The 25,181-nt window shown below is 72.2% G+C and carries 22 protein-coding genes and 1 tRNA gene; 12 read left to right on the top strand and 11 right to left on the bottom strand.

Annotated features, from left to right (window positions below; all coding sequences use genetic code 11):
* Window positions 1-65: 65 nt before the first annotated feature.
* From LX15_RS03075 to LX15_RS03050, 6 genes are all read left to right on the top strand, one after another.
* On the top strand, window positions 66-578 hold the full coding sequence (locus LX15_RS03075; RefSeq protein WP_253667900.1) for an amino-acid N-acetyltransferase: 513 nt from the start codon (window positions 66-68) through the stop codon (window positions 576-578).
* Window positions 579-707: 129 nt separating this feature from the next.
* Window positions 708-1,250, top strand: coding sequence for a phospholipase (locus LX15_RS03070; protein WP_253667899.1), 543 nt, complete (start codon window positions 708-710; stop codon window positions 1,248-1,250).
* A gap of 258 nt (window positions 1,251-1,508) precedes the next feature.
* Window positions 1,509-2,681 carry a sensor histidine kinase gene (locus LX15_RS03065; protein WP_253667898.1) on the top strand — a complete coding sequence of 391 codons (1,173 nt, stop codon included), beginning with the start codon at window positions 1,509-1,511 and terminating at the stop codon, window positions 2,679-2,681.
* Window positions 2,669-3,319 carry a response regulator gene (locus LX15_RS03060; RefSeq protein ID WP_253667897.1) on the top strand — a complete coding sequence of 217 codons (651 nt, stop codon included), beginning with the start codon at window positions 2,669-2,671 and terminating at the stop codon, window positions 3,317-3,319. The genes LX15_RS03065 and LX15_RS03060 overlap by 13 nt, the downstream gene beginning before the upstream one ends.
* Before the next feature lie 572 nt (window positions 3,320-3,891).
* Window positions 3,892-4,563 (top strand): ABC transporter ATP-binding protein, encoded by a 672-nt coding sequence (locus tag LX15_RS03055; protein ID WP_308213397.1) that lies wholly within the window; start codon window positions 3,892-3,894, stop codon window positions 4,561-4,563.
* A gap of 779 nt (window positions 4,564-5,342) precedes the next feature.
* A complete protein-coding gene (locus LX15_RS03050) occupies window positions 5,343-7,112 on the top strand; it encodes an ABC transporter permease (RefSeq protein ID WP_253667895.1) in 1,770 nt (589 codons plus the stop codon).
* A gap of 1,146 nt (window positions 7,113-8,258) precedes the next feature.
* Here the strand turns inward: LX15_RS03050 and LX15_RS03045 are convergent.
* Window positions 8,259-8,345: transfer RNA gene (locus tag LX15_RS03045), tRNA-Leu, on the bottom strand.
* 110 nt (window positions 8,346-8,455) lie between these two features.
* A complete protein-coding gene (locus LX15_RS03040; RefSeq protein ID WP_253667894.1) occupies window positions 8,456-11,050 on the bottom strand; it encodes an FtsK/SpoIIIE family DNA translocase in 2,595 nt (864 codons plus the stop codon).
* Window positions 11,051-11,174: 124 nt separating this feature from the next.
* On the opposite strand from LX15_RS03040, the gene LX15_RS03035 reads away from it, so the two are divergent.
* Window positions 11,175-11,999 (top strand): lysophospholipid acyltransferase family protein, encoded by an 825-nt coding sequence (locus LX15_RS03035; RefSeq protein WP_253667893.1) that lies wholly within the window; start codon window positions 11,175-11,177, stop codon window positions 11,997-11,999.
* 137 nt (window positions 12,000-12,136) lie between these two features.
* On the opposite strand, the gene LX15_RS03030 is transcribed toward LX15_RS03035, so the two are convergent.
* The 5 genes from LX15_RS03030 to thyX form a co-directional block, all read right to left on the bottom strand.
* The gene (locus LX15_RS03030; RefSeq protein ID WP_253667892.1) at window positions 12,137-13,843 is read right to left on the bottom strand and encodes a ribonuclease J; all 1,707 of its coding nucleotides are present in this window, start codon (window positions 13,841-13,843) and stop codon (window positions 12,137-12,139) included.
* The gene (dapA, locus tag LX15_RS03025) at window positions 13,840-14,781 is read right to left on the bottom strand and encodes a 4-hydroxy-tetrahydrodipicolinate synthase (protein ID WP_253667891.1); all 942 of its coding nucleotides are present in this window, start codon (window positions 14,779-14,781) and stop codon (window positions 13,840-13,842) included. Before dapA ends, LX15_RS03030 begins: the two co-directional genes overlap by 4 nt.
* Window positions 14,782-14,893: 112 nt before the next feature.
* Window positions 14,894-15,520 (bottom strand): TIGR03085 family metal-binding protein, encoded by a 627-nt coding sequence (locus LX15_RS03020; protein ID WP_253667890.1) that lies wholly within the window; start codon window positions 15,518-15,520, stop codon window positions 14,894-14,896.
* 115 nt (window positions 15,521-15,635) lie between these two features.
* Window positions 15,636-16,043 (bottom strand): ACT domain-containing protein, encoded by a 408-nt coding sequence (locus LX15_RS03015; protein WP_253667889.1) that lies wholly within the window; start codon window positions 16,041-16,043, stop codon window positions 15,636-15,638.
* 5 nt (window positions 16,044-16,048) lie between these two features.
* A complete protein-coding gene (gene thyX / locus LX15_RS03010; protein WP_253667888.1) occupies window positions 16,049-16,801 on the bottom strand; it encodes an FAD-dependent thymidylate synthase in 753 nt (250 codons plus the stop codon).
* 202 nt (window positions 16,802-17,003) lie between these two features.
* Here thyX and LX15_RS03005 point away from each other — a divergent pair, with 202 nt between their 5' ends.
* Window positions 17,004-17,528, top strand: a complete 525-nt coding sequence (locus tag LX15_RS03005; protein WP_253667887.1) for a toxin-antitoxin system HicB family antitoxin — start codon at window positions 17,004-17,006, stop codon at window positions 17,526-17,528.
* Between the two features lie 20 nt (window positions 17,529-17,548).
* The gene (locus LX15_RS03000; RefSeq protein ID WP_253667886.1) at window positions 17,549-18,457 is read left to right on the top strand and encodes a DUF4097 family beta strand repeat-containing protein; all 909 of its coding nucleotides are present in this window, start codon (window positions 17,549-17,551) and stop codon (window positions 18,455-18,457) included.
* Window positions 18,458-18,703: 246 nt separating this feature from the next.
* On the opposite strand, the gene LX15_RS02995 is transcribed toward LX15_RS03000, so the two are convergent.
* From LX15_RS02995 to LX15_RS02985, 3 genes are read right to left on the bottom strand one after another with little or no spacing between them, the layout of a single operon-like run.
* Complete coding sequence (locus LX15_RS02995; protein ID WP_253667885.1) at window positions 18,704-19,924, bottom strand: winged helix-turn-helix domain-containing protein; 1,221 nt, start codon at window positions 19,922-19,924, stop codon at window positions 18,704-18,706.
* Window positions 19,912-20,901, bottom strand: coding sequence for an EamA family transporter (locus LX15_RS02990; RefSeq protein WP_253667884.1), 990 nt, complete (start codon window positions 20,899-20,901; stop codon window positions 19,912-19,914). Before LX15_RS02990 ends, LX15_RS02995 begins: the two co-directional genes overlap by 13 nt.
* A gap of 18 nt (window positions 20,902-20,919) precedes the next feature.
* On the bottom strand, window positions 20,920-21,939 hold the full coding sequence (locus LX15_RS02985; RefSeq protein WP_253667883.1) for an EamA family transporter: 1,020 nt from the start codon (window positions 21,937-21,939) through the stop codon (window positions 20,920-20,922).
* 550 nt (window positions 21,940-22,489) lie between these two features.
* Between LX15_RS02985 and LX15_RS02980 the strand changes: the two genes are divergently transcribed.
* The 3 genes from LX15_RS02980 (at window position 22,490) to LX15_RS02970 (ending at window position 24,579) form a co-directional block, all read left to right on the top strand.
* The gene (locus tag LX15_RS02980) at window positions 22,490-23,263 is read left to right on the top strand and encodes a S1 family peptidase (RefSeq protein ID WP_253667882.1); all 774 of its coding nucleotides are present in this window, start codon (window positions 22,490-22,492) and stop codon (window positions 23,261-23,263) included.
* A gap of 206 nt (window positions 23,264-23,469) precedes the next feature.
* Window positions 23,470-24,030 carry a GNAT family N-acetyltransferase gene (locus tag LX15_RS02975; RefSeq protein WP_253667881.1) on the top strand — a complete coding sequence of 187 codons (561 nt, stop codon included), beginning with the start codon at window positions 23,470-23,472 and terminating at the stop codon, window positions 24,028-24,030.
* Between the two features lie 51 nt (window positions 24,031-24,081).
* Window positions 24,082-24,579, top strand: a complete 498-nt coding sequence (locus tag LX15_RS02970) for a VTT domain-containing protein (RefSeq protein ID WP_253667880.1) — start codon at window positions 24,082-24,084, stop codon at window positions 24,577-24,579.
* Window positions 24,580-24,640: 61 nt separating this feature from the next.
* Here the strand turns inward: LX15_RS02970 and LX15_RS02965 are convergent, their stop codons facing one another.
* The gene (locus tag LX15_RS02965) at window positions 24,641-25,051 is read right to left on the bottom strand and encodes a BP74-related protein (protein ID WP_253667879.1); all 411 of its coding nucleotides are present in this window, start codon (window positions 25,049-25,051) and stop codon (window positions 24,641-24,643) included.
* Between the last annotated feature and the right edge of the window lie 130 nt (window positions 25,052-25,181).

Below are 25,181 nucleotides of genomic sequence, written 5' to 3'. Positions count from 1 at the left end.
AGACAGCTTTCACCACTCTGATACTCCCGCGACACCCGGACCGGGCGCGGTCTAGTCTCTCCGCCGTGCCAGATCAACCCGCGTTCGTGGTGCGCAGGGCCCGGACGAGCGACGTACGAGCGATCAAGGCCCTGGTCGACCAGTACGCCGGCGAGGTCCTGCTCAGCAAGCAGCTCGTCACCCTCTACGAGGACGTCCAGGAGTTCTGGGTGGCCGACGGGGGCGGGCGGATCCTCGGCTGCGGCGCGCTGCACGTCCTGTGGGAGGACCTGGCGGAGATCCGCACGGTGGCGGTGGACCCTTCGGTGAGGGGCCGGGGCGTCGGGCACGCGTTGGTGAAACAGCTCGTCGACGTCGCCGTGGACCTCGGGCTGAGCCGCATCTTCGTGCTCACCTTCGAGACGGCGTTCTTCGCCAGGCACGGGTTCGTGGAGATCTCCGGCACCCCGGTGGCGCCCGAGGTCTACGAGGAGATGCGACGCTCGGCGGACGAGGGCGTCGCGGAGTTCCTGGACCTGCCCTACGTCAAGCCGAACACCCTCGGCAACAGCCGGATGCTCCTGGAACTCCCCCGCTGACCACGCGCCGTCGCCTTCCCATCACCTGATCTTCACTTCCTTTGCTCCCTTCGGGGGTGCCACACCCCACAACGGAAGCGCTACGAAGTCGGATGGCTTGATCAACGTCGTCCGAAAGGGATCACCATCGTGGCCGCTTCCCCTGCCTCCGCGCGCCCGCGGCGCGCCTCCCGCGGCTCGCTCGTCGCGCTCGTGCTCGCCGCCTGCGCCTCCCTGTTCCTCGGCGTCGGCACCGCCGAGGCCGCCCTGACCCCCGCCAAGCTCAAGAGCGTCACCGACGAGTACCTGTTCTCGAAGTCGCTCTCGCAGTTCGGCACGCTCCGGAACCAGCGCCCGTACTCCGACCAGCTCGACTGGTCCTCCGACGGCTGCTCCAAGTCCCCGGACGCGCCGCTCGGCTACAACTTCCTGCCCGCCTGCCACCGGCACGACTTCGGCTACCGCAACTACAAGAAGCAGAGCCGGTTCTCCGAGGCCAACCGCAAGCGCATCGACGACAACTTCCACAACGACATGTACGCCATCTGCGGCAGTAGCTGGACCTGCAAGCGCACCGCCGACGTCTACTACAAGGCCGTCCGTGAGTTCGGCGGCAGCGGCGCCACCATTGCCCAGATCGTTTCCAGCGAGTCCGTCCAACGCGAGGCGCGCGTCGCCGCCGCGGCCGACTGACCGCACGTCCGGATGGGGCGCGGGCCCCAAACCCGCGCCCCATCCCCAGTTCTGACCACGAAGCATCTGCCGTCGCCGTCTCCCGTCGAGCAGCGATTCCCTCCGCTGAGGCTCCTCCGCTCGAACACCGAGCGTGAGAAATGCCAGACCTAGAGTGACACCGTGAGCGGCAACGTGAGGAGCTCCGGTCGCGAGGACTCCGCATCCGACCGGCCCCAAACCGTCTGGGATCTCTTACGCAGGAATCCGGGTCGCCTGGTGGCGACGTCGTGGCCCTGGCGGTGCCTGTGTTATCTGCTTGCCTCGCCTCTCGTCGCGCTGGCCTGGGTGCTCTGCGCATGGCCGCTGGGCCCGTGGGCGGCCGTTCCCCTGGGCGGGGTGGAGCGGTGGCGGCTGGGCTGGATCGATGTTTCCGCCCGTCGTGCAGCACATCACGGCTCGTCTCCCGCGAAGATCCGCTGGACTCGACCACGAGGCCGTGACCTGTGGCTGCTGTGCTTCTACGGCCTGCTGCTGCTTCCGCTGAGCATCGTGGACATGGCTGTCGTCGCGACAGTCCTCGCGGTTCCCACGGCGCTGGTGCTGGCGCCGTTCTGGTTGTGGCTGGCTCCCGCCGAACCACCAGAGGTCTACTCCTGGCTCCACGTTCGCGCGGAGTCGACGGTCAGCCAGGTCTGGGCGTGCCTCGCGGGGCTCCTGCTCACGGTGGTGGCGCTGTACGTGGTCACGGCCTTCGCGGCTGGGCGGGGCCACCTCGCACGACTTCTCCTGATGGGAAGCCGGGAGGAGCAGTTGGGCCGCAGAGTCCGCCAGTTGTCCCGGTCCCGTTCCCGGATCGCGGCGGGGTTCGAGCTGGAGCGGCGGCGTATCGAGCGCGACCTGCATGACGGAGCACAACAGCGGCTGACGTCGCTGGTGATGAAGTTGGGGCTGCTGCGCTTCGATCTCCGGTCAGGGAAGGAGCCCGACCCCGCTCTGCTCGACAGAGCGTACGAGGAGGCGCGACGCGCACTGACCGAAGTGCGGGATCTGGTCCGGGGAATCTACCCGGCCACGCTGAGGGAGGAGGGACTCGGTCCAGCGTTGACCGAGGTGGTCGAGGAACTGCCCCTTCCGGTGGAGACGCGGCTCGACCTCCGCGAGCGTCTCGACGAGACGGTGGAGTCCACTCTCTACTTCGCCGTCTGCGAGGCGCTGACGAACGTCGTCCGGCACAGTCGCGCGCGGTCGGCGCGACTGGACGTCACCCAGGAGCGGGACCTGCTCGTCGCGCTGGTGGCCGACGACGGCGCGGGTGGCGCGGACCCGAGCCGGGGCACGGGACTTCTCGGGATCATGGACCGGGTGGAGGCGATCGGTGGGACCGTCACCGTCAGCAGCCCGAGCGGCGGCCCGACCGTGGTGCGAATGGAGGTTCCGTGCGGATCCTGATCGGCGAGGACTCCGCCGTCCTCCGCGAAGGCATGGTCCATCTCCTGCGCCGTTTCGGCCATGAGGTCGTCGCCGCGGTCCGCGACGCTCCCAGCCTCGTCGCCGCGGCGACCGAGCACGCGCCGGACCTGTCCGTCATCGACGTCCGGATGCCGCCCGGCTTCACCGACGAGGGGCTCCGGGCCGCGCTGGAGATCCGGGAACGCGACCCGGACGCGAAGATCATGGTGTTCTCCCAGCACGTCAACCACCGCTACGCCACGGAACTGCTCGGCGCGGGGACCGGCGGAACCGGGTACCTGCTGAAGGACCGGGTGGGGGACGTGGAGGAGTTCGTCACCGCGTTGGAACAGGTCGCCAACGGGAGGTCGGTCATCGATCCGGAGGTCGTGCGTCAACTTCTCGCCCGCCGCCGGCGTTCCTCCCCGATCGCCTCACTCACACCACGTGAACGGTCGGTGCTCGCGTTGATGGCCGAGGGGAAGACGAACTCCGCCATCGCCCGGTGTCTGAGCGTGAGCGATGCCACCGTGGCCAAGCACGTCAACAGCATCTTCGCCAAACTCGACCTGTCCCGTGGCGAGGACGAACATCGACGGGTCCACGCGGTATTGACCTACCTCCAATCCCCGCCGTAGGCGCGCAACGCGCTCTTCGCGACGGCGCGGCGCCGAGAACGACACGTTCCCACCGACGCCCGCTAGACATTCCCCGCTGCCTCAGCAATTCACCTTCATGTACGGGGATTTTCCGCATCGCCCGCACCTGTTCCACAGGGGACTTCCCCATCGTCACTCCCCCATTCCCCGGACACTCCTCTCGCCCAGTGCGTGCCAGGGATGAAACGACCGAATGGCGCAGCAGACCACCACTGTCTCTTCAAGTGCTGAGCCTCGACGCTCAGTCGCGACGCCAATGCTCCGCACAGGTGCGGATGAACCGCAGTAGGGCAGAGAACGACAGCGCGCCGATGTGCCCTCCATTCGGAGGTAGGGCGTGTACCACCCCTGTCTTCACCCCTGCGTGGATGTGGAGGGAGCAGGTTTCTGGTGCCCTTCATCAGCGTGGACAGGGAACTGGAACATTCAGAGGAGGATCGATGGGTGAGGGCGAGCACACCTCCGACTCCACGCGTTCACGGCCACGAGTGACGAGCCCTGTGGCCTACGCCCACGCTGTCCGGAAGGTCTACGGCTCAGGGGACTCCGCGGTGGTCGCTCTCGCCGGGGTGTCCGCCGCGTTCCACCAGGGAGAGTTCACCGCGATCATGGGCCCCTCCGGGTCCGGCAAGTCTACGCTCCTCCAGTGCATGGCGGGGCTCGACCGCCCTGACCAGGGACAGGTGGTCATCGCGGGCGAGGACGTCACGGCGCTCCCCGAACGCCGCCTCACCGCGTTCCGCCGTGACAGGCTCGGCTTCGTCTTCCAGGCGTTCAACCTGATCCCGACGCTCACCGCCCGGGAGAACATCACCCTCGGCCCCCGGCTCGGCGGCCCGGAACTCGACGAGCGGTGGCTGGCCCAGCTCGTGCACGTGCTGGGGTTGGCGGACCGCCTCCACCACCGCCCGGCCGAGCTGTCGGGGGGACAGCAGCAACGCGTCGCCGTCGCCCGCGCCCTCGTGCACCGACCCGACGTGGTGTTCGCCGACGAACCCACTGGCAACCTCGACTCCCGAACGGCGGGTCAGGTCCTGGAGTTCGTGAGACGGGCGGTCACGGAGTTCGGGCAGACGGTCATCATGGTGACCCACGATCCGGCGGCCGCGGCCCACGCCGACCGTGTGCTGTTCCTCAGGGACGGCGCGTTCGTCGACGAACTGGTGAGCCCCACCAGTGAGAAGGTGCTCGCGCGGCTGGCGGTGCTGGAGGGCCTGTCGTGATCCTGATGGCCTGGCGCGGCCTGCGCTCCCGCTGGATCCCCACCCTGGCGTCGCTGTTGGCGGTGATGCTCGGGGCCGGCCTCGGAACCGCGGCGCTCCTGATCCAGGAATCAGCCACGTCCGCCGCCGCCCGCGGCGAACTCAGCGCCTGGCATCTCCACGCCACCGACATGGTGGTACGACTGGCGCCAGAGGTGCGGACCACGGGGGGCTTGTCGCACGAACTCCGGGAGCAGCGACGTCTGAGCCCGGAACAACTGAACGCGCTGAACGGCGTGCGGGGAGTGGAATCGGTTGCCGGGGAAACGGCTTTTCCCGCCTTCGTTCTGGCGGGAGACCGGATGCTCGGCGACTCCCGTACCCGGTCCTGGGGGCACTCCTGGTCCCTCGCGCGAGCGGAGCCGGCGAACCTCGTGAGGGGCGAACCGCCGCGCGGTCCGAACGACCTGGCCGTGGACTCGCGTGTCGCCTCCGAAGCCGGACTTCACCTGGGCGAAACGGTACAGGTCGTCACCTCGGGTGGCCGGCATGAACACCGGCTGACCGGGATCGTGGAACGTCAGGGGGAAGGGTTCGAGCACGCGCTGTTCTTCGCTCCCGCGACGGCGGTGCGACTCGGGGGCCAGGCGATGGTGGCGTTCGTGTCCCCGCGGCCCGGCGTCGATCCAGCGGACCTGGCGAAGCGAATCCAGGCAACGCTTCCCGAAGCCGAGGTCCTGTGGGGGGAGGAGAAGGGCCGAGGGCTCACCCTGGATCCCCGCGCCCAGTTGTCGGGAGGAATGGGACAGTTCCTGGGCACGATGGCCGCGGTGTGTCTCGTGATCGCGGCTTTCGTCATCTCGAGCACGCTGTCGGTCTCCGTGTCCCAACGACGTCGAGAGCTGGCACTGCTCCGCGCCGTGGGCGCCTCCTCGGGGCGGGTGCGCGCACTCGTCGTCGGGGAGGCTGTCCTGGTCGGTGGACTAGCGGGAGTGGCCGGAGCCCTCGGAGGAGTGGGCCTCGCGTCCGCGGGCCTGAGGTTCTTCGCCAACCAGGGCCTGATCCCACGCTCGCTGCCGCTGACGCCTGATCCGACATCCTTCCTCGCCGGTGCGGGAGTCGCCGTGGTGACGGCCGCGGTGGCGGGAACACTGCCCGCGTGGCGGGCGTCGCGAATCGAGCCCGGAGAGGCTCTTCGCGCGGCGGAGCTGCCCCCACGACGAACTGGTGCGGGACGTCGGCTCTGGGGCTTGGTGTCCCTCGCGGCGGGAGTCGGCCTGTTGTTGGTGTCAATGGCGGTGGCCGCCCCGGTGAACACCCCTCGCGGCGCGATAGCCGTGTCGACGTTGTTCGTGTCCGTGCCCTTCCTCCTGCTGGCTGTCGCGCTGCTGGGGCCCGTCCTCATCCGTGGGGTGGTGGGTGTGGTCGCGGGGCCGCTGCGGACCTGCTTCGGCGGCTTCATGGCCTCCCGCTCCGTCCAGGCCGACCTGCGCCGCGCCGCCGGGGTCGCTGTGCCGATCACGGTCATGGTGGCCACCGCGTCGATCCTGCTGTTCCAGGACTCCACCACCTTCGTGGCGAAGTCACGGAACTACGGGCAACGACTCGAGGCCGATCTGGTCGTCGCCGGACCCCACCAGGTCGGTGTGCCCTCCGTGATCTCGGATCGGTTGGCGGGCGTGCCGGGTGTGCGCGCCGCCTCCGGCGTGGTCAGCACGCAGATCTTCGTCGTGGGCCAGAACGACGAGGCCTCGTACGCCGAGGCGATGGGAGTGAGCCCCAACGCCATCTCCCAGGTGTTGCGCCTGCCTGTGGTCTCGGGATCGTGGTCGGCGTTCACGGAGGGAACCCTCGCGGTCTCCCAGGAGACCGCGACCACCCAGGGGTGGAGCGCGGGCGGGAACATCAACTACCGGCTTCCTGACGGCACACCGGCAACGGGCAGGGTCGCTGTCGTCTACGAGTCCGACGCCACCTTCGCCAACGTCCTGCTTCCCCGGTCGGAATTGCTGCCGCACCTTCGAGAGCCGTTCGACACCGCCGTCTACATGACCCTCGCCAGCGGTGTCGACCGAGCGACGGTGGAGCGGGAGCTGCGCCGGGTCATCCACCCTGTGCCCGGTCTGGTTCTCACCTCGCGATCGGAGCATCTGGAGCAGATGGCGGCACAGAGCACGGGTGACAACTGGATCGTGTCGTTGTTCGTCGTGCTCATCGGCGGTTATGCGGGGATCTCCGCCATCAACGTCCTGGTCGGATCGACGAACGGACAGCGACGTCAGTTCGCCCTGCTCCGGCTGGCTGGTGCGCGACGGGGGCACGTTCTGTCCTGGGTGACCGTGGAGGCCGCCGTCTCGGTGGTCACGGGGATCCTGTGGGGCAGCCTGATCTCGGGCGCTGTGATGTGTGGATACGCCCGTCTCCTCACCGGAACGTTCTGGGTTCCCCTGCCGCTGGCGCCCTACCTCCTGATCTGCTGCGCCGCCGTGGCGGTGGGAATGGTGGGCAGCCTGGTGCCCGCTCGGCTCGCGATGCGGGCGCGCCCCCTGGAAGCGATGTCCACAACCTGATCTGTCTCGATTCCATCCACGCGTGGCGGGGCCCGCCCGAACTCGTTCGGCACGCCCCGCCACGACGTCTGTTGTTCGTCAGCAACACGTCGGCGACTCCCGCTTCGTGACGACCGTGCTGCCGCACGCGACCACGGTCGCCTCGTGGACATCAGCTTGGACGGGAGAAGACAGGCCTGGACACCCGTTTCACCTGAGGTTCTGTATTCCGGGAACGGAGTCATAGGACGTCCGGGCCACGTCCACACAAGGCGTTTCCCTCTCGCCACCGGTGAGCCGCCATCCTGATTGGCACGACATCACAAGGAGCCCTGGTTCATACGGCAGCCTGGGAGCGTCCAGCGCTATCTCGCCCTCGCGTACGGCCTCATCCGGGCCGGGCTCACCCCGTTGGAGACGACCCAAGCGGCGGACGTGGGCGGGTTCAGCGGAACGCTCGACGTCAAACGTCGCATCAGCAACCCGCACCCGACCTATGCCGAGCTGAACGACCGGTCCTCAGGGGGAGGATCGGACTCCGCGCCGGCTCGAGGACGTGGTCCCGGAACTCCGGCGGCTGGACGATCTCGAAGTCCGCGCCGACCTGCGGGATCGCGAGCTCGACGCTCGGCGGACGCCGACCGCGCGGACGCCACGACGTCGGTGGCGGGCCGGAGCGGCGGCCAGTCGGTCGCCGACGAAGGCCGCGGCGTCCGCTCGTCGCTGGCCCTGCGGTCCACACCCCGAGGGCGACCGCCACGCCTTCTCGTCGGTGAGCAGCGGGGGCGGCATGGGCTCGACCGGCCCGCAGTGGGGGCCGCCGCGACCGGAGTGGCCACCACCCCGTAGCCGAGGCCGCGCGACCGGCCGATGTCGCGTCGCGGGGTCCGCTCGCTCCTGGTTGGACGGGCCAGATCGGCGCCGAGTCAGAACCGGATGATCCGCAGTAGTGACAGCGACCGCGGCGTTCAGGCGCAGATCACTCAGAGAGCCAATGGCCCTGAATGGGAAAGCGGTGAATGGGACGGAACCGGAACCACTGGCTTCCCACGGGATCGCCTGTGCCACCGTGACTGGTTACCCGGATGAATCAACAGGCGCCTGGGCCCGACTGAGCCTGGAACACGTGTGGCACATGAGCGCCTGCGGCGCACATGTGCCACGTTTTGGTGTCCGAGGGGGGACTTGAACCCCCACCCCCTATACGGGGACTAGCACCTCAAGCTAGCGCGTCTGCCATTCCGCCACCCGGACCGGCGTCGCGGCTGTTCGCCGCGTGCTCGCCAAGAATATACGAAACGGGGGCGAGAACCAAAATCGGCAGGTGAGGCGGGGGGCGCGCGGCCGGCGCGCGCCCCGCTCCCCTACTCCTCGCCGTCGGCCGGGCCGCCGCCGCGAAGCGTCCAGAGCAGCCCGTCCAGCTCGTCGGGCTTGACGAGCACCTCCCGAGCCTTGGAGCCCTCGGAGGGGCCGACGACACCGCGCGTCTCCAGCAGGTCCATCAGCCGGCCAGCCTTGGCGAAGCCGACGCGCAGCTTGCGTTGCAGCATCGAGGTCGAGCCGAACTGGCTGGTGACGACCAGCTCGGCGGCCTGCACCAGCAGGTCGAGGTCGTCGCCGACCTCGGGGTCGATGTCCTTCTTCTCGCCGGGCTTCGCGCTGGTGACGCCCTCGGTGTAGTCGGGCTGCGCCTGCTGCTTCGTGAACGAGACGATCTCGGCGATCTCCTCGTCCGAGACGTAGGCGCCCTGGACGCGCACGGGCCGGCTGGCACCCATCGGCAGGTACAGGCCGTCGCCCATGCCGATCAGCTTCTCCGCGCCCGGCTGGTCGAGGATGACCCGCGAGTCGGTGAGCGAGGACGTGGCGAAGGCCAGCCGGGACGGCACGTTGGTCTTGATCAGGCCGGTGACGACGTCGACCGAGGGCCGCTGGGTCGCCAGCACCAGGTGGATGCCGGCGGCCCTGGCCTTCTGGGTGATCCGCACGATGGCGTCCTCGACGTCGCGCGGCGCGGTCATCATCAGGTCGGCCAGCTCGTCGACGATGGCGAGGATGTAGGGGTAGGGCCGGTACACCCGCTCGCTGCCCGGCGGCGCGGTGATCTCCCCCGACCGCACCTTCCGGTTGAAGTCGTCGATGTGCCGCACCCGGTTGGCCTGCATGTCCTGGTACCGCTGCTCCATCTCCTCCACCAGCCAGGCCAGCGCGGCGGCGGCCTTCTTGGGCTGGGTGATGATGGGCGTGATCAGGTGCGGGATGCCCTCGTATGGCGTCAGCTCGACCATCTTGGGGTCGACCAGGATCATCCGCACCTCGTCGGGCGTGGCCCTGGCCAGCAGCGACACCAGCATCGAGTTGACGAAGCTGGACTTGCCGGAGCCGGTGGAGCCGGCGACGAGCAGGTGCGGCATCTTCGCCAGGTTCGCCGTGACGAAGTGCCCCTCGATGTCCTTGCCCAGCCCGATCACCAGCGGGTGGGTGTCGGACACGGCCTGCTCGGAGCGGAGCACGTCGCCGAGCCGCACCATCTCGCGGTCGGAGTTGGGCACCTCGATGCCGACCGCGGACTTGCCGGGGATGGGGGCGAGCAGCCGCACGTTGTCGGTGGCCGCGGCGTAGGCGATGTTCTTGGTCAGCGCGGTGATCTTCTCGACCTTCACGCCCGGCCCCAGCTCGACCTCGTAGCGGGTCACCGTCGGACCCCTGGTGAAGCCGGTGACCTGGGCGTCGATCGAGAACTGGTCGAGCACCCCGGTGATCGCCTCGATCATGGCGTCGTTGGCCCTGCTGCGCGCCTTGGGCGCGTCGCCCTCGGTGAGGAGCGTGGTGGGCGGTAGCTGGTAGTCGCCCTCCACGACGCGGCCGAGCGCGGGGCGCTCGGCGGGCCGGCTCGCGGCGGCGGGCGGTGTGGCGGCCTTCACCTGGCTCGCGCGGGGCCTGGCGGGCCGGGCCGGTTCGGCCGGCGGTGCCGGTTCGGCGCCGAGGTCGTCGAGGCTGAGCTGGTCGGCCTCGGACTCGGCCATGGCCGCCTGCCGCCGACGGGAGGGGCGACGCAGGCGCGTCGTCGGCGCGTCGGCCGCCTCGTCGGCGGCGTCGTTCACCTCGTCGTCGTAGCCGTCGTCGGTGTCGTCGTCATGGCCGCCCCGCGTGAGCTGCCGCAACCGTTCGGGGACGTCGCGCACGGGCGTCCCGGTGAGCACGAGCACGCCGTAGGCGGCGACCAGGATCAGCAGCGGCCCGGCGACCCACAGCGACAGGTAGCGGGCCAGGGGGTCGCCCACCAGCGCGCCGAGCGCGCCGCCCGCGTACATGCGGTGGTCGTTGTCGGCCGGCATCCCGGAGAACTCGTGGAACAGGCCGAGCGCCGACAGCACCAGCAGCAGGGAGCCGACCACGCGACGGGGGCGGGCCTCGGGCCGTGCCTCGCTGCGCATCAGCACGATGCCGAAGGCGAACAACGCCAGCGGCACGGCCACCGCGAGGGCGCCGACGGCGCTGCGCACCGCCCGTTCGATCACCAGGCCGACGGGGCCGCCCGCCCGCCACCAGACGCCGGCGGCGGTGATCATCGCCAACGCGACGAGTCCCAGCGCGAGGCCGTCCCTGCGGTGCGCGGGGTCGATCTCCCGCGTCCGGCCGACCGCGCGGACCGCGCCGCCGACACCCTTGGCGACCAGGTTCCACGCCCTGCTGATCGCGCCGCCGCCCCCGGAACGACCGGAACGCCGCGGCGCGGCCTTCTTCCCGCGCGCGGCGGACGCCCTAGCGCCACCCCTGCCCTTGGCGGAGGCCTTCGCCGACGACCGGGCGGCCGGCTTCCCGCCGGTCCGCGCGGACTGACCGGCCTTGCCGCCGGCTCCCGTCCGCCCGCCGGACCTGGGCGAACCCGACCGCGCCCCGCTCCCGCCGCGGGCTCGCGACGTGTTCCCACCCTTCGTCGACGTGCGGCTCCCCATACCCCCCACCGTAGTCGCGCCCGCCTCCCCCGTCCCACCGGTCACGCCCGTTCCGACCGGAGCCAGGGACGAATTCGCGGTCGGGCACCACGACGGGGGCACGACGTGCCATGCTGCACCCGCCATGGTTGCCCTGCCTTCGCTCCCGAACGAGCCGACACGCCGGCTCGCCCCGCGCCGCACCCGAACGCCGAGGCTGTGGCGGTTCCTCACCCGCGTCGACCAGGCGCTGGTCGCGCTGACCGGCCGCCTGGAGGTCACCGGAGACGTGCCGGCCGAGCTCCGGGGCCGACCGCTGCTGATGGCCGCCAACCACATCGGCGTCTTCGACGTCTTCGTGCTGATCGCGGCATGCCGACGGATCGGGGTGTCCCCCCGGTTCATGGCGACCGCCGGCCTGTTCGACACCCCGGTCCTGGGCTGGGCGCTGCGCCGCTCCGGCCACGTCAGGGTGGACCGGGGCAAGGGGAACGTCACCGAGGCGTTCGACCGGGCGGTCGCCGCGCTGCGCGACGGCGACCCGGTGCTGCTCTACCCCGAGGGCCGGATCAGCAGGGACCCCGGGCTGTGGCCGGAGCGCGGCAAGAGCGGCGTCGCGCGGATGGCGCTGGCCGCCCACGTCCCCGTGGTGCCGGTGAGCCAGTGGGGCGCGCACGAGGCGGTGTACTGGGGCACGCTCACGGTCGAGGGGTGGTCCGACGTCAAGCCGTTGCTCACCTCGTGGCTGCGGGCGCTGCGCGCCCGGCCCACCTTCCGGGTGCACTTCGGCGCCCCGGTCGACCTGACCGGGCTGGACGCCAGCCGCCCCGGCGACGCGGTGCGGGCGCGCGACCGGATCATGCGGGCGATCACGGCCGGGTTGGTGCCGTTGCGGGCCAAGGAGCCGCACCAGCCGGACTTCCACGACCCGACGCGGCCCACGGACGGCCACAGCCCCTGGAAGCCCTGACCGGCCCGCCCGGCCGGCGCGGGCGTCATTCGGTTTCCTGGCTTCCCGGGTTCCGACCAACCGAACACGCACGGACACGAGTGAGGCGGCGCGTTCCTGACGCGCCGCCTCACTGTTCGTCAACTCCGCCCCAGCGGTCAGGGCGCCCCGACCGGCAGCACGGTCGGCACGATCATCGGGCGCCGCCGGTAGGTCTCGGCGACCCACCGCCCGACCACGCGGCGCACCGCCTGCGCGATCCGGTGGGTGTCGGTGATGCCCTCCGCCTCGGTGCGCGACAGCTCCATCTCGACCAGCGGCACCACGTCGTCCAACGCCTTGGGGTCGTCGGAGAAGCCGCGCCCGGAGATGGTCGGCGGCGCGACCGCCCGCCCGCTGTGCGACTCCACCACCACGGTGATCGCGATGAACCCGCCCTCGCCCAGGATGAGCCGGTCCGACAGGGTGGACTCGCCGACGTCGCCCACGGAGAGCCCGTCGACGTAGACGTGCCCGACCTCGACCCGGCCGGTGATCCGCGCGATGCCGTCGACCAGGTCGACGACGACGCCGTCCTCGGCCAGCACCACGCGGTCGGCCGGCACGCCGGTCAACCGGGCCAGCTCGGCGTTGGCCCGCAGGTGCCGCCACTCGCCGTGCACCGGCATCACGTTGCTCGGCCGCACCGCGTTGTAGAGGAACAGCAGCTCGCCGGCGGAGGCGTGCCCGGACACGTGCACCTTCGCGTTGCCCTGGTGCACCACCCGCGCGCCCAGCCGCGCCAGCCCGTTGACCACGCCGAACACCGCGGTCTCGTTGCCGGGGATGAGCGAGCTGGCCAGCACCACCAGGTCGTCCTCCCGGATGCGGATCTGCCGGTGCTCGCCCCGCGCCATCCGGGACAGCGCGGACAGCGGCTCGCCCTGCGACCCGGTCGAGACGAACACGACGCCGTGGTCGGGCAGGGTCAACGCCTCGTCGATGTCCACCAGCAGGCCGTCCGGCACGGACAGCAGGCCCAGCTCGGTGGCGATGCCCATGTTGCGCACCATGGAGCGCCCCACGAAGGCCACCCTGCGGCCGTGCGCCGCGGCCACGTCGAGGATCTGCTGCACGCGGTGCACGTGGCTGGCGAAGCAGGCGACGATCACCCGCTGCCGCGCCTTGCCGATCACGCCGTCGAGCACCGGGCCGATCTCCCGCTCCGGCGTGACGAACCCGGGCACCTCGGCGTTGGTCGAGTCGACCAGGAACAGGTCGACGCCCTCGTCCCCCAGCTTCGAGAACCCGGCGAGGTCGGTGAGCCGGCCGTCCAGCGGGAGCTGGTCGAGCTTGATGTCGCCGGTGTGCAGCACGACGCCGGCGGAGGTGCGGATGGCGACGGCCAGCGCGTCAGGGATCGAGTGGTTGACCGCGAAGAACTCGCACTCGAACGGTCCGTGCTGGCTGCGCTGCCCCTCGGTCACCTCGACCAGCACCGGGCTCTGCCGGTGCTCGCGGCACTTGGCGGCGACCAGCGCGAGGGTGAACCGGGAGCCCACGACCGGCAGGTCGGGGCGCAGCTTGAGCAGGAACGGGACCGCCCCGATGTGGTCCTCGTGCCCGTGCGTGAGCACCAGGGCCTCGATGTCGTCGAGCCGGCTCTCGATCGCCCGGAAGTCGGGCAGGATCAGGTCGACGCCGGGCGCGTCGTCCTCGGGGAACAGCACGCCGCAGTCGACGACCAGGAGGCGGCCGTCGTGCTCGAAGACCGTCATGTTCCTGCCGACCTCGCCGATGCCGCCGAGCGCGACGACCCGCAGGCCGCCCTCGGGCAGCGGGGGCGGCGGGGCGAGGGGGACCAGGCCGTCGGGTGCGGGCCTCATCGGCCTGTCACCCCCGTGCTCGTCGCCGCGCCGGGCGACGACGCGCCGACGGCGCCCAGCACCTCGGTCAGGGTCTCCACCTGCTGCTCGGTGGCCGGCAGGAGGGGCAGCCTGGGGTCGCCGACGTCGAGTCCGCGCGCCCGCAGGGCCGCCTTGGCGAAGGTGACGCCGCCCATGGCCCCGAAGACCTCGTAGACGGGCAGCAGGCCGTGGTGGATCTCCCTGGCCGTGACCACGTCGCCCGACTCGAACGCGGTGAGCATGCGGCGGAGCCGGTCGGCGACCACGTGGCCGACCACGCTGACGAAGCCGACCGCGCCCACCGACAGCCACGGCAGGTTCAGCACGTCGTCGCCGGAGTACACGGCCAGGTCGGTCTCGTGGAGCACCCGGGAGCCGGCGGTGAGGTCACCCTTGGCGTCCTTGACCGCGAGGATCCTCGGGTGCTCTGCCAGCCGGAGCAGCGTGTCGACCTCGATGGGGACGACGGAGCGCGGCGGGATGTCGTAGAGCATCACCGGCAGCTCGACGGCGTCGGCGACGGTCGTGAAGTGCGCGAGGAGCCCGGCCTGCGGCGGCTTCGAGTAGTACGGCGTCACCAGGAGGAGGCCGTGGGCGCCGGCCCGCTCGGCGGCGCGCGCCAGGTGGACGCTGTGCGCGGTGTCGTAGGTGCCCGCGCCGGCCACCACGGTCGCCCTGTCGCCCACCGCGTCGACCACGGCGCGCACCAGCTCCGCCTTCTCGGCGTCGGTGGTGGTCGGGGACTCGCCGGTGGTCCCGTTGAGGACGAGACCGTCGTTGCCCAGCTCCACCAGGTGCGCGGCCAACTTCTGTGCCCTGTCCAGGTCCAGTCCGCCGTCGGCGGTGAACGGGGTGACCATGGCGGTGAGGACCTGGCCGAAGGGCCGTCCCTCGGAAGCTGTCGGACGTGCGGTCATGGCCATGACGCTACCTCGAACTGGGTGACCTTCATCCACTGCACCGCGTGGTGTCGCCCGGCTGCGGGCCTCGGGCGCTTGGTCGGGTGCGGGGGGGCGCACGGCTGCCGTCTCACAGGCCCCGGCGCAGGCCCCGCACAGCCTGGACGTCTGCCTGGTCGCCCTCGAACTCCACCTCGACGGCCTCCCGTCCGAAGGCGTAGAGGAGCAGCTCGCCGGGAGCGCCGACGACCGTGACGGCGCGGGGGCCGCGGCGGGCGAGGACCTCCTCGCCGTTGGGTCGGCGCAGGGCGACGCCGACGGGGCAGCGCCGGAAGGTGAGCCGGCCGATCCGGGCGAGGGCGCGCCACGCCATGGCGTCCCTGGCCGGGTCGGCGGGGCGGGGAGCCCAGCCCTCCCGCGCCCGGCGGACGTCCTCGTGGTGCACGAAGAACTCCGTGCCGTTGACCGCCTCGTCGACGCCGGGGATGGCGAACGGCGACCACCGGGGCGGACCCTGCCGCAGGGTTCGCACCAGCTCGCCCCACGGTCGGGACGCGAGCCGGCGTTGCACCAGCGCGGTGTAGCCGGCCAGGGGGCGGAGCACGATGCCGGGCGAGGCGTCCGGCCGTCGTTCGCGCAGCACGAGGTGCGCGGCGAGGTCCCTGGTGCGCCAGCCGGCGCAGAGGGTGGGCTCGTCGGGGCCGACGCGGTCGAGCAGGTCGCAGAGCTGACGACGTTCGTCACGGGCGACACCCATGTGATCACCGTAGCGCCGCGGTCCCCCGACGCGCGGAAGGCGGCGCCCAGCACCGCCCGGGTGCCGGACACCGCCTTTCACGTTGTTGTCAGGCGCGGTTGTCAGGCGCGCCCGATCAGGCCGGCCCGCGCACGTCGTGCCCGGCCACGTCGTGCCCGGCGGAGCGCAACGCGGCGACCGCGCCGTCGAGGTCCTTCTCCCGCACGAGCACGTGGTCGGTGTCGAACGTGGACACCGCGAACAGGGAGATCCCCGCCTCGGCCAGGGCTCCGGCCAGGTCGGCGAGGATCCCGGTGAGGGCGAAGTCGAGCGGGCCGCGCACGGTGAGCACCCGCCAGTCCCCCTCCACCCGGGCTCCGGCCGGCGCGTGCGCCTCCGGGCACACGACCGACAGCTCGTCGACGGTCCTGGTCACCGACACCAGGCCGGCGGCCCGCCACAGGTCGGCCGGCACGGGGTGGTCGGGCGCGAGCCGCGCCACCGCGTGCCGGCCGGGCAGCACGTCGAGCGTGAGGCCGGGCACCCGGCTCAGCCCTCGGTCACGAGCGGGCTGGAGGCGACCTCGGTGCCGTCGGCGAGCGTGGTGATCTCGAAGTCGGCGAACACGTTCGGCGCGGCCTTCTGGAGCTGGCGCAGGCACTCGATCGCGAGGGCGCGGATCTCGACGTCGGCGGCCTCGGTGGCCCGCATGGCGACGAAGTGCCGCCACGCCCGGTAGTTGCCGGTCACGACGATGCGGGTCTCGGTGGCGTTGGGCAGCACCGCGCGCGCCGCCTGCCGGGCCTGCTTGCGCCGCAGGGTGCCGTTGGGCACGTCGGCGAACTTCTTCTCCAGGTCGACCAGCAGCTCGTTGTAGGCGTCCTGCGCGGCCTGGGTCGCGGCGAGGAACTTGGCGTGCAGCTCGGGGTCGGAGGCGATGACGTCCGGCTCGACCATGGCCGCGTCCTTCTCGGGGACGTAGCGCTGGGAGAGCTGCGAGTACGAGAAGTGGCGGTGCCGGATCAGCTCGTGGGTGAGCGAGCGGGAGACGCCGCTGATGTAGAAGCTCACCGAGCCGTGCTCCAGCACGGACAGGTGGCCGACCTCGATGATGTGCCGGATGTAGCCGGCGTTGGTGGCGGTGGCGGGGTTGGGCTTGCGCCAGGACTGGTAGCAGGCGCGGCCGGCGAACTCGGCCAGCGCCTGACCGCCGTCGGCGTCGGTCGACCACGGCACGTCCGCCGGCGGGAAGAACTCCGTCTTGGCGATCAACTGCACCTTCGGCGACACCGTCTCGACCACGGCGATCGTCCCCTTTCTCCCCCGGCGGCCCACGCACGCCGACCTCGCGACTTCGGCGACAAGGCAGGTTACGGCGTGCCCCGGACAGCACCGAAATCGCCACCGTGTGCGGCGACGCACAGTCACGATCACCGACGGTGACACCAGAACTGATGTCACCCGATCGCTTGACCGACGTCATAGATGACGTCATAGTGACGTCATGGAACTGGAGCCGTACGTCGCGCAGATCCGCGAGGGGCTGAGCACCGCCGTCTCGGCGGCGGACGTGGAGGTCCAGCGCACCGCCGCGGTGCTCGCCGGAGCGCTGGAGCCGGCCGTGCGGCTGGCGTTGATGACCGCGTTGTCCGACCTGGCGGCCGAGGTGACGGCCGCGTGGGACGACGGGGTGGTGGAGGTCCGGCTCGACGGCAGGGACGTGCGCGTGGTCGTCACCCGCACCGACCGCGAGGCCGAGGAGCCGGACGGCGCGGAGGCCCCGCCGCCACCGCCGCCACCCGACGGGGGTGACATCAGCCGGATCACCCTGCGCCTGCTCGACGAGATCAAGACCAGGGCCGAGCGGGCCGCCTCCGCGCAGGGGGTGTCGCTGAACACCTGGGTGTCGCAGGCGGTGCAGGGGGCGTTGCAGGGCGCGCAGGGCCGGTCGGGGCGGCCGCCGCGCGCCGAACGCCCCGAGGACCATGGCCGGCCCGGCAGCCGCGTGCGCGGCTGGGTCGTGGGCTGACGGGCGAGGGGAGCGAGCGGATGACCACGGGAACGACGCCGCCGGACCACGGGATGGCCCGGCAGGAGAGCTACGCGGTGCCCGGACCGGCCGAGGTGGACGTCACCATCGGCGCGGGGCGGGTCGAGGTGCGGCTGGGCGAGGACGCCGAGGTGCGGGTCGAGGTGCGGCACGCGCCCGAGGCCACCGGGCCGTTCGCGTCCGGCCTCACCGGACTGGTGAGCTGGGTGACCAGCCAGTTCGGCGGCCGGGACGGCGAACCGGCCGACGCGGCCGCCGAGGCGGTCCGGCAGACCAGGGTCGAGCTGACCGGGCACCGGCTCGTGGTGCGCACGCCCAAGGCGCTGCCGCTGAAGATGGTGCCGGTCGCGGTCACGGTGCACGCCCCGAACGGGTCACAGGTCGCCGTGCAGAGCGGCACCGCGGACGTGACGGTCAGCGGCACGGCGCAACGGCTCGACGTCGCCACCGGCACCGGGGACGTGGCGGTGGAGCGGGCCGAGGGCAAGGTGTCGGTGCACACCGGCTCCGGCGCGGTGCGGCTCGGCCCGATGCTCGGCGGCCTGCGGGCGCGCACCGGCACGGGCGACCTGGAGGTGTCCTCGGTCGACGGCCCGGCGACCCTGCTCAGCGGCAGCGGCGACGTCTGGGTGGGCGCGGCGCGGGCCAACGTGACCGCGCGCAGCGGCACCGGGGACCTGACGATCGCCGAGGCCGCCACCGGCCGGATCGAACTCCAGACCGGCTCCGGGGAGATCCGGGTCGGCGTGCGGGAGGGCGTGGCGGCCGAGGTCGACCTCAGCTCGGGGTCCGGATCGGCCCGCAGCGAGCTGCCCGTGCTGGACACGCCGCCGGACACGCCGACCGCCGTCTGGCTGCGGGGCAGGAGCGGCTCCGGCAACGCCGTGATCACGAGCGCGGCCGGTTGAGACGCCGCGCCGGCTGATCCACGTTGGTTCACGTCGGTTGGTCCGCGTCGATTGGTCCACGTTGATTGGTCCGCGTCGGTTGGTCCACGGTGATTGATCCGCGTCGGCTGGTCCGGCGCGTCGCTGAGGGCGTGGCGCGGGGCGGCTTCTGGGGGTGCCGCCCCGCGCCACGCCGTGTCCCTTCCGATCAGGCAGGGCGGAAGACCGGCGACGCGGAGAACGGGACCGGGGGTCAGGGAGGCCGGGTCAGGAGAGCACGGCGCGCAGCGGGGCGACGAGGTCGCCCCGCTCCCCGACCACCACGTCGGACAGGCCCAGCCACTCCGCCATGAGCCGCAGCTCCCCCGCCAGCTCCGTGGCCACCCGCCCGAGATCCACCCCGGGCTCGGCGAACGCCCCGGGCACCCGGAGCACGCCCGCCGCCCGGTCCGCCTTGAGGTCCACGCGGGCCACCAGGTTCTCGTCCAGCAGGAACGGGAAGACGTAGTAGCCGTGCACGCGCTTGGCCGCCGGCACGTAGATCTCGATGCGGTAGAAGAAGTCGAACAACCGCTCCGTCCTGGCGCGTTCCCACACCAGCGGGTCGAACGGGCAGAGCAGCGCCCGAGCGGTCACCTTCCTGGGCGTTCGCGCGTCGCGGTGCCGGTAGGCGGTGTGCCGCCAGCCCCGCACCTCGACCGGCTCCAGCACCCCCTCCTCGACCAGCTCCGCCACCGCCCGCCGACACGCGGCGGGCCCGAGCCGGTAGTAGTCCCGCAGGTCCGTCTCGGTGCCGATGCCCAACGCCTCGGCGGAGCGCGCCACCAGCTCCCTGGTCGCCTCGGCGGGGTCGGGCTCGGGTCGGGCCAGGACGGCGGAGGGCAGCACCCGCTCCGGCAGGTCGTAGAGCCGCTCGAACCCCCTGCGGGTGCCGGTGGTCAGCTCCCCCACCGCGAACAGGTGCTCGCAGATGACCTTGGTGTCCGAACGGTTCCACCAGGTGCCCCCGCCGCGCCGGCCCGGGTCGCCGAGGGCCTGCTCCAGCCCGCCGGCGCCGATCGGGCCGAGGTCCTTGACCGCGGTGAGCACCTCGTCGACCAGCCGGGGCGACCGCTCCACGACCGCGCGGACGTGCGGCCAGTCCTTCTCCGCGTACCTCCGCATCCGCCACCGCAGCAGCGGCCAGTCCTCGACGGGCACCAGGCTCGCCTCGTGGGCCCAGTACTCCACCAGCAGGCGGGGCCGGCTCGCCCGGTGCGACCACGCGGCCTCGTCCAGCAACGACGGCGCGTACGCGCCGAGCCGGCTGAACAGCGGCGCGTAGTGCGCCCGCACGGCGACGTTCACCGAGTCGAGCTGGAGCAGCTTGGTGCGGCCCAACACCCGCTGGAGGTGCCGCCGGGTCGGCGCTCCCGACGGTCGCGGGTCGGTGAAGCCCTGCGCGGCCAACGCGATGCGGCGGGCCGTGGCCACGTTCATCGTCTGCACGACTCGGTGATGGTGCCAGCCTCCACCGACACTTCCGGCGCGGGACGGGACCGGCCGCGCCGCCGTTCCGCGCTGACCACCAGGACCACGGCGAGGACCACGAGCAGGCCGCCCACGAGCTGCCGGGTGTCGAACCGCTCGTCCGCCACGACCACGCCCAGCAGGACCGCGATCACCGGGTTCACGTAGGCGTAGGTGGACACGGTGGACACCGGGAGCACGCCGAGGACGTAGACGTAGGCGCTGAAGGCGAACACCGAGCCGACGAGGGCCAGGTAGGCGAAGGCGAGCCACGACGACGTGCTGATCGCCCCGACGTCGATCCGCTCGCCGCGCGCCCACCCGCTCACCGCGAGGACCAGGCCGCCGACGATCATCTCCACCGCGGACAACGCGAACGGGTTCGGCGGGACCGGGAGCCGGGTGGTCGCCACCGAACCCACCGACCAGCCGAACGCGGCGAGCAGCACCAGCCATGGCGCCCACCACGCGGACCCGTGGGTGCCGGTCGCCTCGCCGCCACCGCCGAGCACGAGCACCGCGAGCCCGCCGAGCCCCACGGCGACCCCGACCACCGTCACGGCCGAGGGCCGCTCGCCGAGCGCGAGTCGCAACACCACGACGTAGAGCGGGACGCAGGCCACCAGCAGCGCGGCCAAACCGGAGGCGACGTACTGCTCGGCGACGGTGACCAGCCCGTTGCCGACCGCGGGCAGCAGCACGCCGACCAGCGCCGCCGTGCCGAACTGCGCCTTGGTCATCCGCATCCCGCGGGGCCCGGAGATCAACAGCACCAACAGGGCCAGCACCAGCCCGCCGACCAGGAACCGCGCGCTCGCGCCGAGCAGCGGCGGCGCGGACTCCACCAGGAACCGGATGGCGAGATAGGTCGACCCCCACACGACGTACACCACGCCGAGCGCCGCCCACGCCCACCACGACACCGCGCTCCGACCACTGGTCTCGTTCGACGTCATCGGGCCAGACTGACACGATCAGGTGACTCTTGTATCCCCCGTTTCCGTCACTGTTTTCCTGTCACCGGCCCTGGTTCTGGCCCTGGCCCTGGCTCTGGTCCTGGTGCCGATCCCGGGCTTGATGGCGGTCCCGTTCGCGGTCGCCGGCGTGACGCGCCGGGCTTCCGCGCCGACGAGGAGCGCGACCGCGACGACCACCAGTCCCCCGCCCACCATCTGCGAGGCCAGGAGCCGCTCCCCGGCCACGGCCACGCCGAGCCCGACCGCGACGACCGGGTTGACGTAGGCGTAGGTGGACACAGTGGACAGCGGCAGGGTCCGCAGCGCCACGGCGTGGGCGGTGAACGCGAGCACCGAGCCGAACGTCACGAGGTACAGCCACGCCCACCACGAGCTGGCGCTGACCGCGTCCAGCGTGATCCGTTCCCCCGCGACCAGACCGGCCGCCACCAGGACGCCGCCGCCGAACACCATCTCCGCGGCGGACTGCGCGAACGGGTCGGGCGAGACCGGAAGCCGGACGGAGGCCACCGAGCCGACCGCCCACGCCAGGGCGGCCACGACGACCAGCGCCGGCCCCCACCAGGCCGTGCCGTGGGTGCCGCCGTGTCCGTCCCCGGCGGTGACGAGCACCGCGAGGCCGACGAGCCCGACGACCACACCGAACACCGTGCCGACCGGAGGGCGCTCGCCGAGCGACCACCGCAGCAGCACGACGAACAACGGGACACACGCCACGAGCAGCGCCGCGAGCCCGGACGCCACGTGTCGTTCCGCGACCGCGACCAGCCCGCTTCCCAGAGCTGGCAACAACAGTCCGGTCAGCGCGGCGCTCCCGAGCCACCGCGGCCGCATCCGCAGGGCGGCCGGTCCCGAGACCACGGACAGGATGGCGGCCAGGAGCAGCCCGGCGACCAGGAAGCGAGCGCCGGCGGCCACCATCGGCGGCGCCGACGAGACCAGGTACCGCATGGCGAGGTAGGACGACCCCCACACGACGTAGACCACGCCGAGCGCCAGCATCCCCTGGCCCCGCAAGGACTTCGCCCACCTCGGGACAGCCCCCACCCGCCCTGGGGGGCGAGCCCCGCTCCAGCCTGGCCCGCGCGCTCCCCGCGCCCCACCCCGCGAAGCCGACCTGTGGACAACTCGAGCGCCTGGGGATAACTCGGTCCCCCGGCCGGGGGAAGGACTTGCGCACACGTCGGGCCCGCCTCTCACATCACACCGGCCCCGTGCCCCTCGCACCGGCCACGCTGGCACACACGACGCCCTCGGCGCTGGGGCCGTTCGTGCGGCGGCCGGCGTCGAATCCGTCACCGCGGGGTCACGAGTCAGGACGGCCGCGCACCGGAGCCGACCGCGCCTCGCGGGAGCCTCCGGCATCTCCCGAGGTCGCACGGAAACGACGGAGGCCACGGGAGACCACGGGAGGCCGACCGCTCGGCTGATCGGCCCACGTCGATCGGCTCTGCCGGGCCCGCCTGTCGTCGCTGCACCCTGCTCCTGCCGACTTCGGCGGAGCACGGCGCGGGCCGCCGCACCCCTGCCACCAGCGCGCCGGCTCCCGATGCGGGGAGTCATGCCCATGCGAGGGAAGAAGAGTCGGGCGTCCCGTTCCGGAATGCTGGTGGCCGCCGTGGTTCTCGGGATCGGCGGGTTACTGGCCCCGCCGGCGTCCGCCGCCGGCGACAGCCCCGGAGACACCACGCCGTTCATCGTCGGTGGTGGCACCGTGAGCCAACAGAAGCCGTGGATCTCGGCGCTGCACAACAACGGCGGATTCACCTGCACCTCCTCCGTCATCGCGAAGCGATGGGTGTTGACGGCGGCGCACTGCGTGGAGGGCAACGGCAAGTACTCGGTGCGCGTCGGCTCCCTGGACCGGGGCTCCGGCGGCACCACCGCGAACGTGTCCAAGGTGGTGCGCCACCCCAACTACAAGTGGCCCACGGCCGACATCGCGCTGCTCCAGCTCGACCGCGACGTCAACACCACCTACGTCAGGCTGGCCACCAACGCCGACCTCGCCGACGGCAAGGCGGTCACGCTCTACGGCTGGGGCTCGGAGAAGGCCGACTGGAGCGGGCCGCTGCCCAGGAAACTCAAGTACGCCAACGGAAACGTCACCAAGGTGTCCTGCTCGGACGTCTCCGCCACTCCCCGCGTGATCTGTACCAAGACCGACGGCAGCGTGGCCGGCGGCGACTCCGGCGGACCCGCCGTGGTCCGTGGCGCCGGCGGGCAGGAGATCCAGGCCGGGGTGTGCGCGGTCGGGCACCGCCCCGCCGGCAGCGGCTGGGCCGGCTACACCAACGTCGCCGCGTTCCGGGACTGGATCCGGAGCCACGCGGGCGTCTGAGGCGTCCGAGGCCTCCGGCGGGCGTCGGCGGCGCGACGGCCGCCGACGCGCACGGACCCGCGCCGGCCCCCGTGGCGCCTCCCTCCCACGCGCGGGCCGGCGCGGCCCCGCCTCCGCACCGGAATCGCGGAGCCGGGGCCGACAGGTTGGTGGGGCCGACAGGGCCGTACACGGGACCGGACGTGACGCGCACTACGTTGGGGCGCATGGCCATCGCCGCGGTGCGGCCCGCCGAGCCGGCGGACGTCCCCGAGATCACCCGTGTCCAGCTCGCGACCTGGCGGACCGCCTACGCCGGGCTGCTGCCCGACGAAGTCCTCAGTGGACTCGACGCCGCCGGCGCGGAACGGGCGTGGCTGCACGCGGTCACACACGGCCCCGCCCTGGTCTTCGTGGCCACCGAGGGCGACTGGACCGTGGGGTTCTGCGCGGCCGGACCCGCGCCCGAGGACGAGGTCGCCGGCGCCGACGGCGCGCTGCCCGCCGACGCCGCGACGACGGTCCTGGTCAGCGCCCTGCTCGTGGAGCCGAGGTGGGGTCGACGAGGGCACGGCGGACGGCTGCTCGCGGCGGCGGCGCACGCGCTGCGCGACCGGGGCGCGACCCGGGGCGTCGTGTGGGTCCCGGAGGCCGACAGCGCCTCGCTCGGCTTCTACCGGTCGGTGGGCTGGGAGCCGGACGGGACCGTCCGCACCCTGGACGCCGGCGGGCGGACGCTGCGCGAACTCCGGCTGAGCGGGAGCCTGGAGCTGACGCTGCGAGCGTGAGCCCCGCCACCCCGGCGACTGCTAGCCTCCGGTCGGACGACACAGCCGACGATGGGGGCGCCGGTGCTGGTGTGGGTGGGACTTCCCCTGAGCACGTTCGGGGTCGCGGTGCTCTCCGCCGTGCTCCCCGTGATCAGCATGGAGGTCTACCTCGTCGGCGTCGTCCTCAAGGCGCCGGAGTTACCGTGGTGGTTCCTCGCGCTGGTGGTCGCGGTCGGCCAGATCGGCGGCAAACTCCTCTACTTCTACGCCGGCCGCGGTTCCCTGCCGCTCCCTCGCCTCCTGCGGCGCAAGGCGCGGACGCCGGGCCGGTGGGCCAGGTGGCTGGACCGCTTCCGCGAGCACTGCCAGCGCCGCCCGGCGTGGAGCGTGGTCCTGTTGCTGGTCAGCGCCGTGGCGAGCCTGCCGCCGTTCGCCGCGACGTCCGTCGTGGCCGGGATGGCCAACATCGCCCCGACGACCTTCGTCGCCACCGGTCTGGTCGGCCGGTTCGCCCGGTTCGGCGCGCTGGCCGCCGCCCCGGCCCTCTACCTGGACTGGATGACCTGAGCCGAGGCCGAGGGGTGACGGCCGGTTCCCCGGCGGCCACCCCTCGCCGTTCACCGCCCGGTCAGCCGATCCGCCGCACCGACACGACCGTGGCGTTCCACGGACAGAACCGGTCGCCGGTGAGGATGCCGTTCTCCACGTCGGAGGGACGGCCGTCGCAGACCTCCATGGTGAAGTCGGCCCACGCGAAGTCCTTCGGGTCGATGTGCCAGGTGTAGCCGGTGTTCACGTCGGCGCTGCCCCGCACGATCCGGCCGTTGGGGATCTTCGGCGCGTTCGGGTCGCCGTCCCGCAGCCGCAGCGCGATGTCGATGTCGGCCTGCTCGACGAGCCGCACCCGGTAGACCTCGTCGCCGGCGGTGCGGATGGTGGCGACGTACTCCGGGGCGGGGGTCGCCGCCGCGGCCGCGCCGGGGACGACCGCGCCGAGCACGGTCGCGGTCACCACAGCGAACTTCGCCGTCTTGCGCACAGTCGTTCTCCTCGCGTCGGGGCCCGTCGGATCGCGACGGGCCGGGGATCGACGCGGGACACCCTGCCGACCAAGATCGCAAACACGGTATGACACCGGTCATACACTTTCAGTGAGCACCGTCATGTAA

The organism is Streptoalloteichus tenebrarius (assembly GCF_024171885.1).
Lineage (GTDB): Bacteria > Actinomycetota > Actinomycetes > Mycobacteriales > Pseudonocardiaceae > Streptoalloteichus > Streptoalloteichus tenebrarius.
This window is presented reverse-complemented; position numbering and strand designations above follow the sequence as displayed.

Excerpts from the sequence above, each read along its gene's own strand:
- LX15_RS03050 (WP_253667895.1), top strand. The coding sequence starts at position 5,343 with ATGGGACAGTTCCTGGGCACGATGGCCGCGGTGTGTCTCGTGATCGCG.
- LX15_RS03040 (WP_253667894.1), bottom strand. The coding sequence starts at position 11,050 with ATGGGGAGCCGCACGTCGACGAAGGGTGGGAACACGTCGCGAGCCCGC.
- LX15_RS03035 (WP_253667893.1), top strand. The coding sequence starts at position 11,175 with ATGGTTGCCCTGCCTTCGCTCCCGAACGAGCCGACACGCCGGCTCGCC.
- LX15_RS03030 (WP_253667892.1), bottom strand. The coding sequence starts at position 13,843 with ATGAGGCCCGCACCCGACGGCCTGGTCCCCCTCGCCCCGCCGCCCCCG.
- dapA (WP_253667891.1), bottom strand. The coding sequence starts at position 14,781 with ATGACCGCACGTCCGACAGCTTCCGAGGGACGGCCCTTCGGCCAGGTC.
- LX15_RS03020 (WP_253667890.1), bottom strand. The coding sequence starts at position 15,520 with ATGGGTGTCGCCCGTGACGAACGTCGTCAGCTCTGCGACCTGCTCGAC.
- LX15_RS03005 (WP_253667887.1), top strand. The coding sequence starts at position 17,004 with ATGGAACTGGAGCCGTACGTCGCGCAGATCCGCGAGGGGCTGAGCACC.
- LX15_RS03000 (WP_253667886.1), top strand. The coding sequence starts at position 17,549 with ATGACCACGGGAACGACGCCGCCGGACCACGGGATGGCCCGGCAGGAG.
- LX15_RS02990 (WP_253667884.1), bottom strand. The coding sequence starts at position 20,901 with ATGACGTCGAACGAGACCAGTGGTCGGAGCGCGGTGTCGTGGTGGGCG.
- LX15_RS02980 (WP_253667882.1), top strand. The coding sequence starts at position 22,490 with ATGCGAGGGAAGAAGAGTCGGGCGTCCCGTTCCGGAATGCTGGTGGCC.
- LX15_RS02975 (WP_253667881.1), top strand. The coding sequence starts at position 23,470 with ATGGCCATCGCCGCGGTGCGGCCCGCCGAGCCGGCGGACGTCCCCGAG.
- LX15_RS02970 (WP_253667880.1), top strand. The coding sequence starts at position 24,082 with ATGGGGGCGCCGGTGCTGGTGTGGGTGGGACTTCCCCTGAGCACGTTC.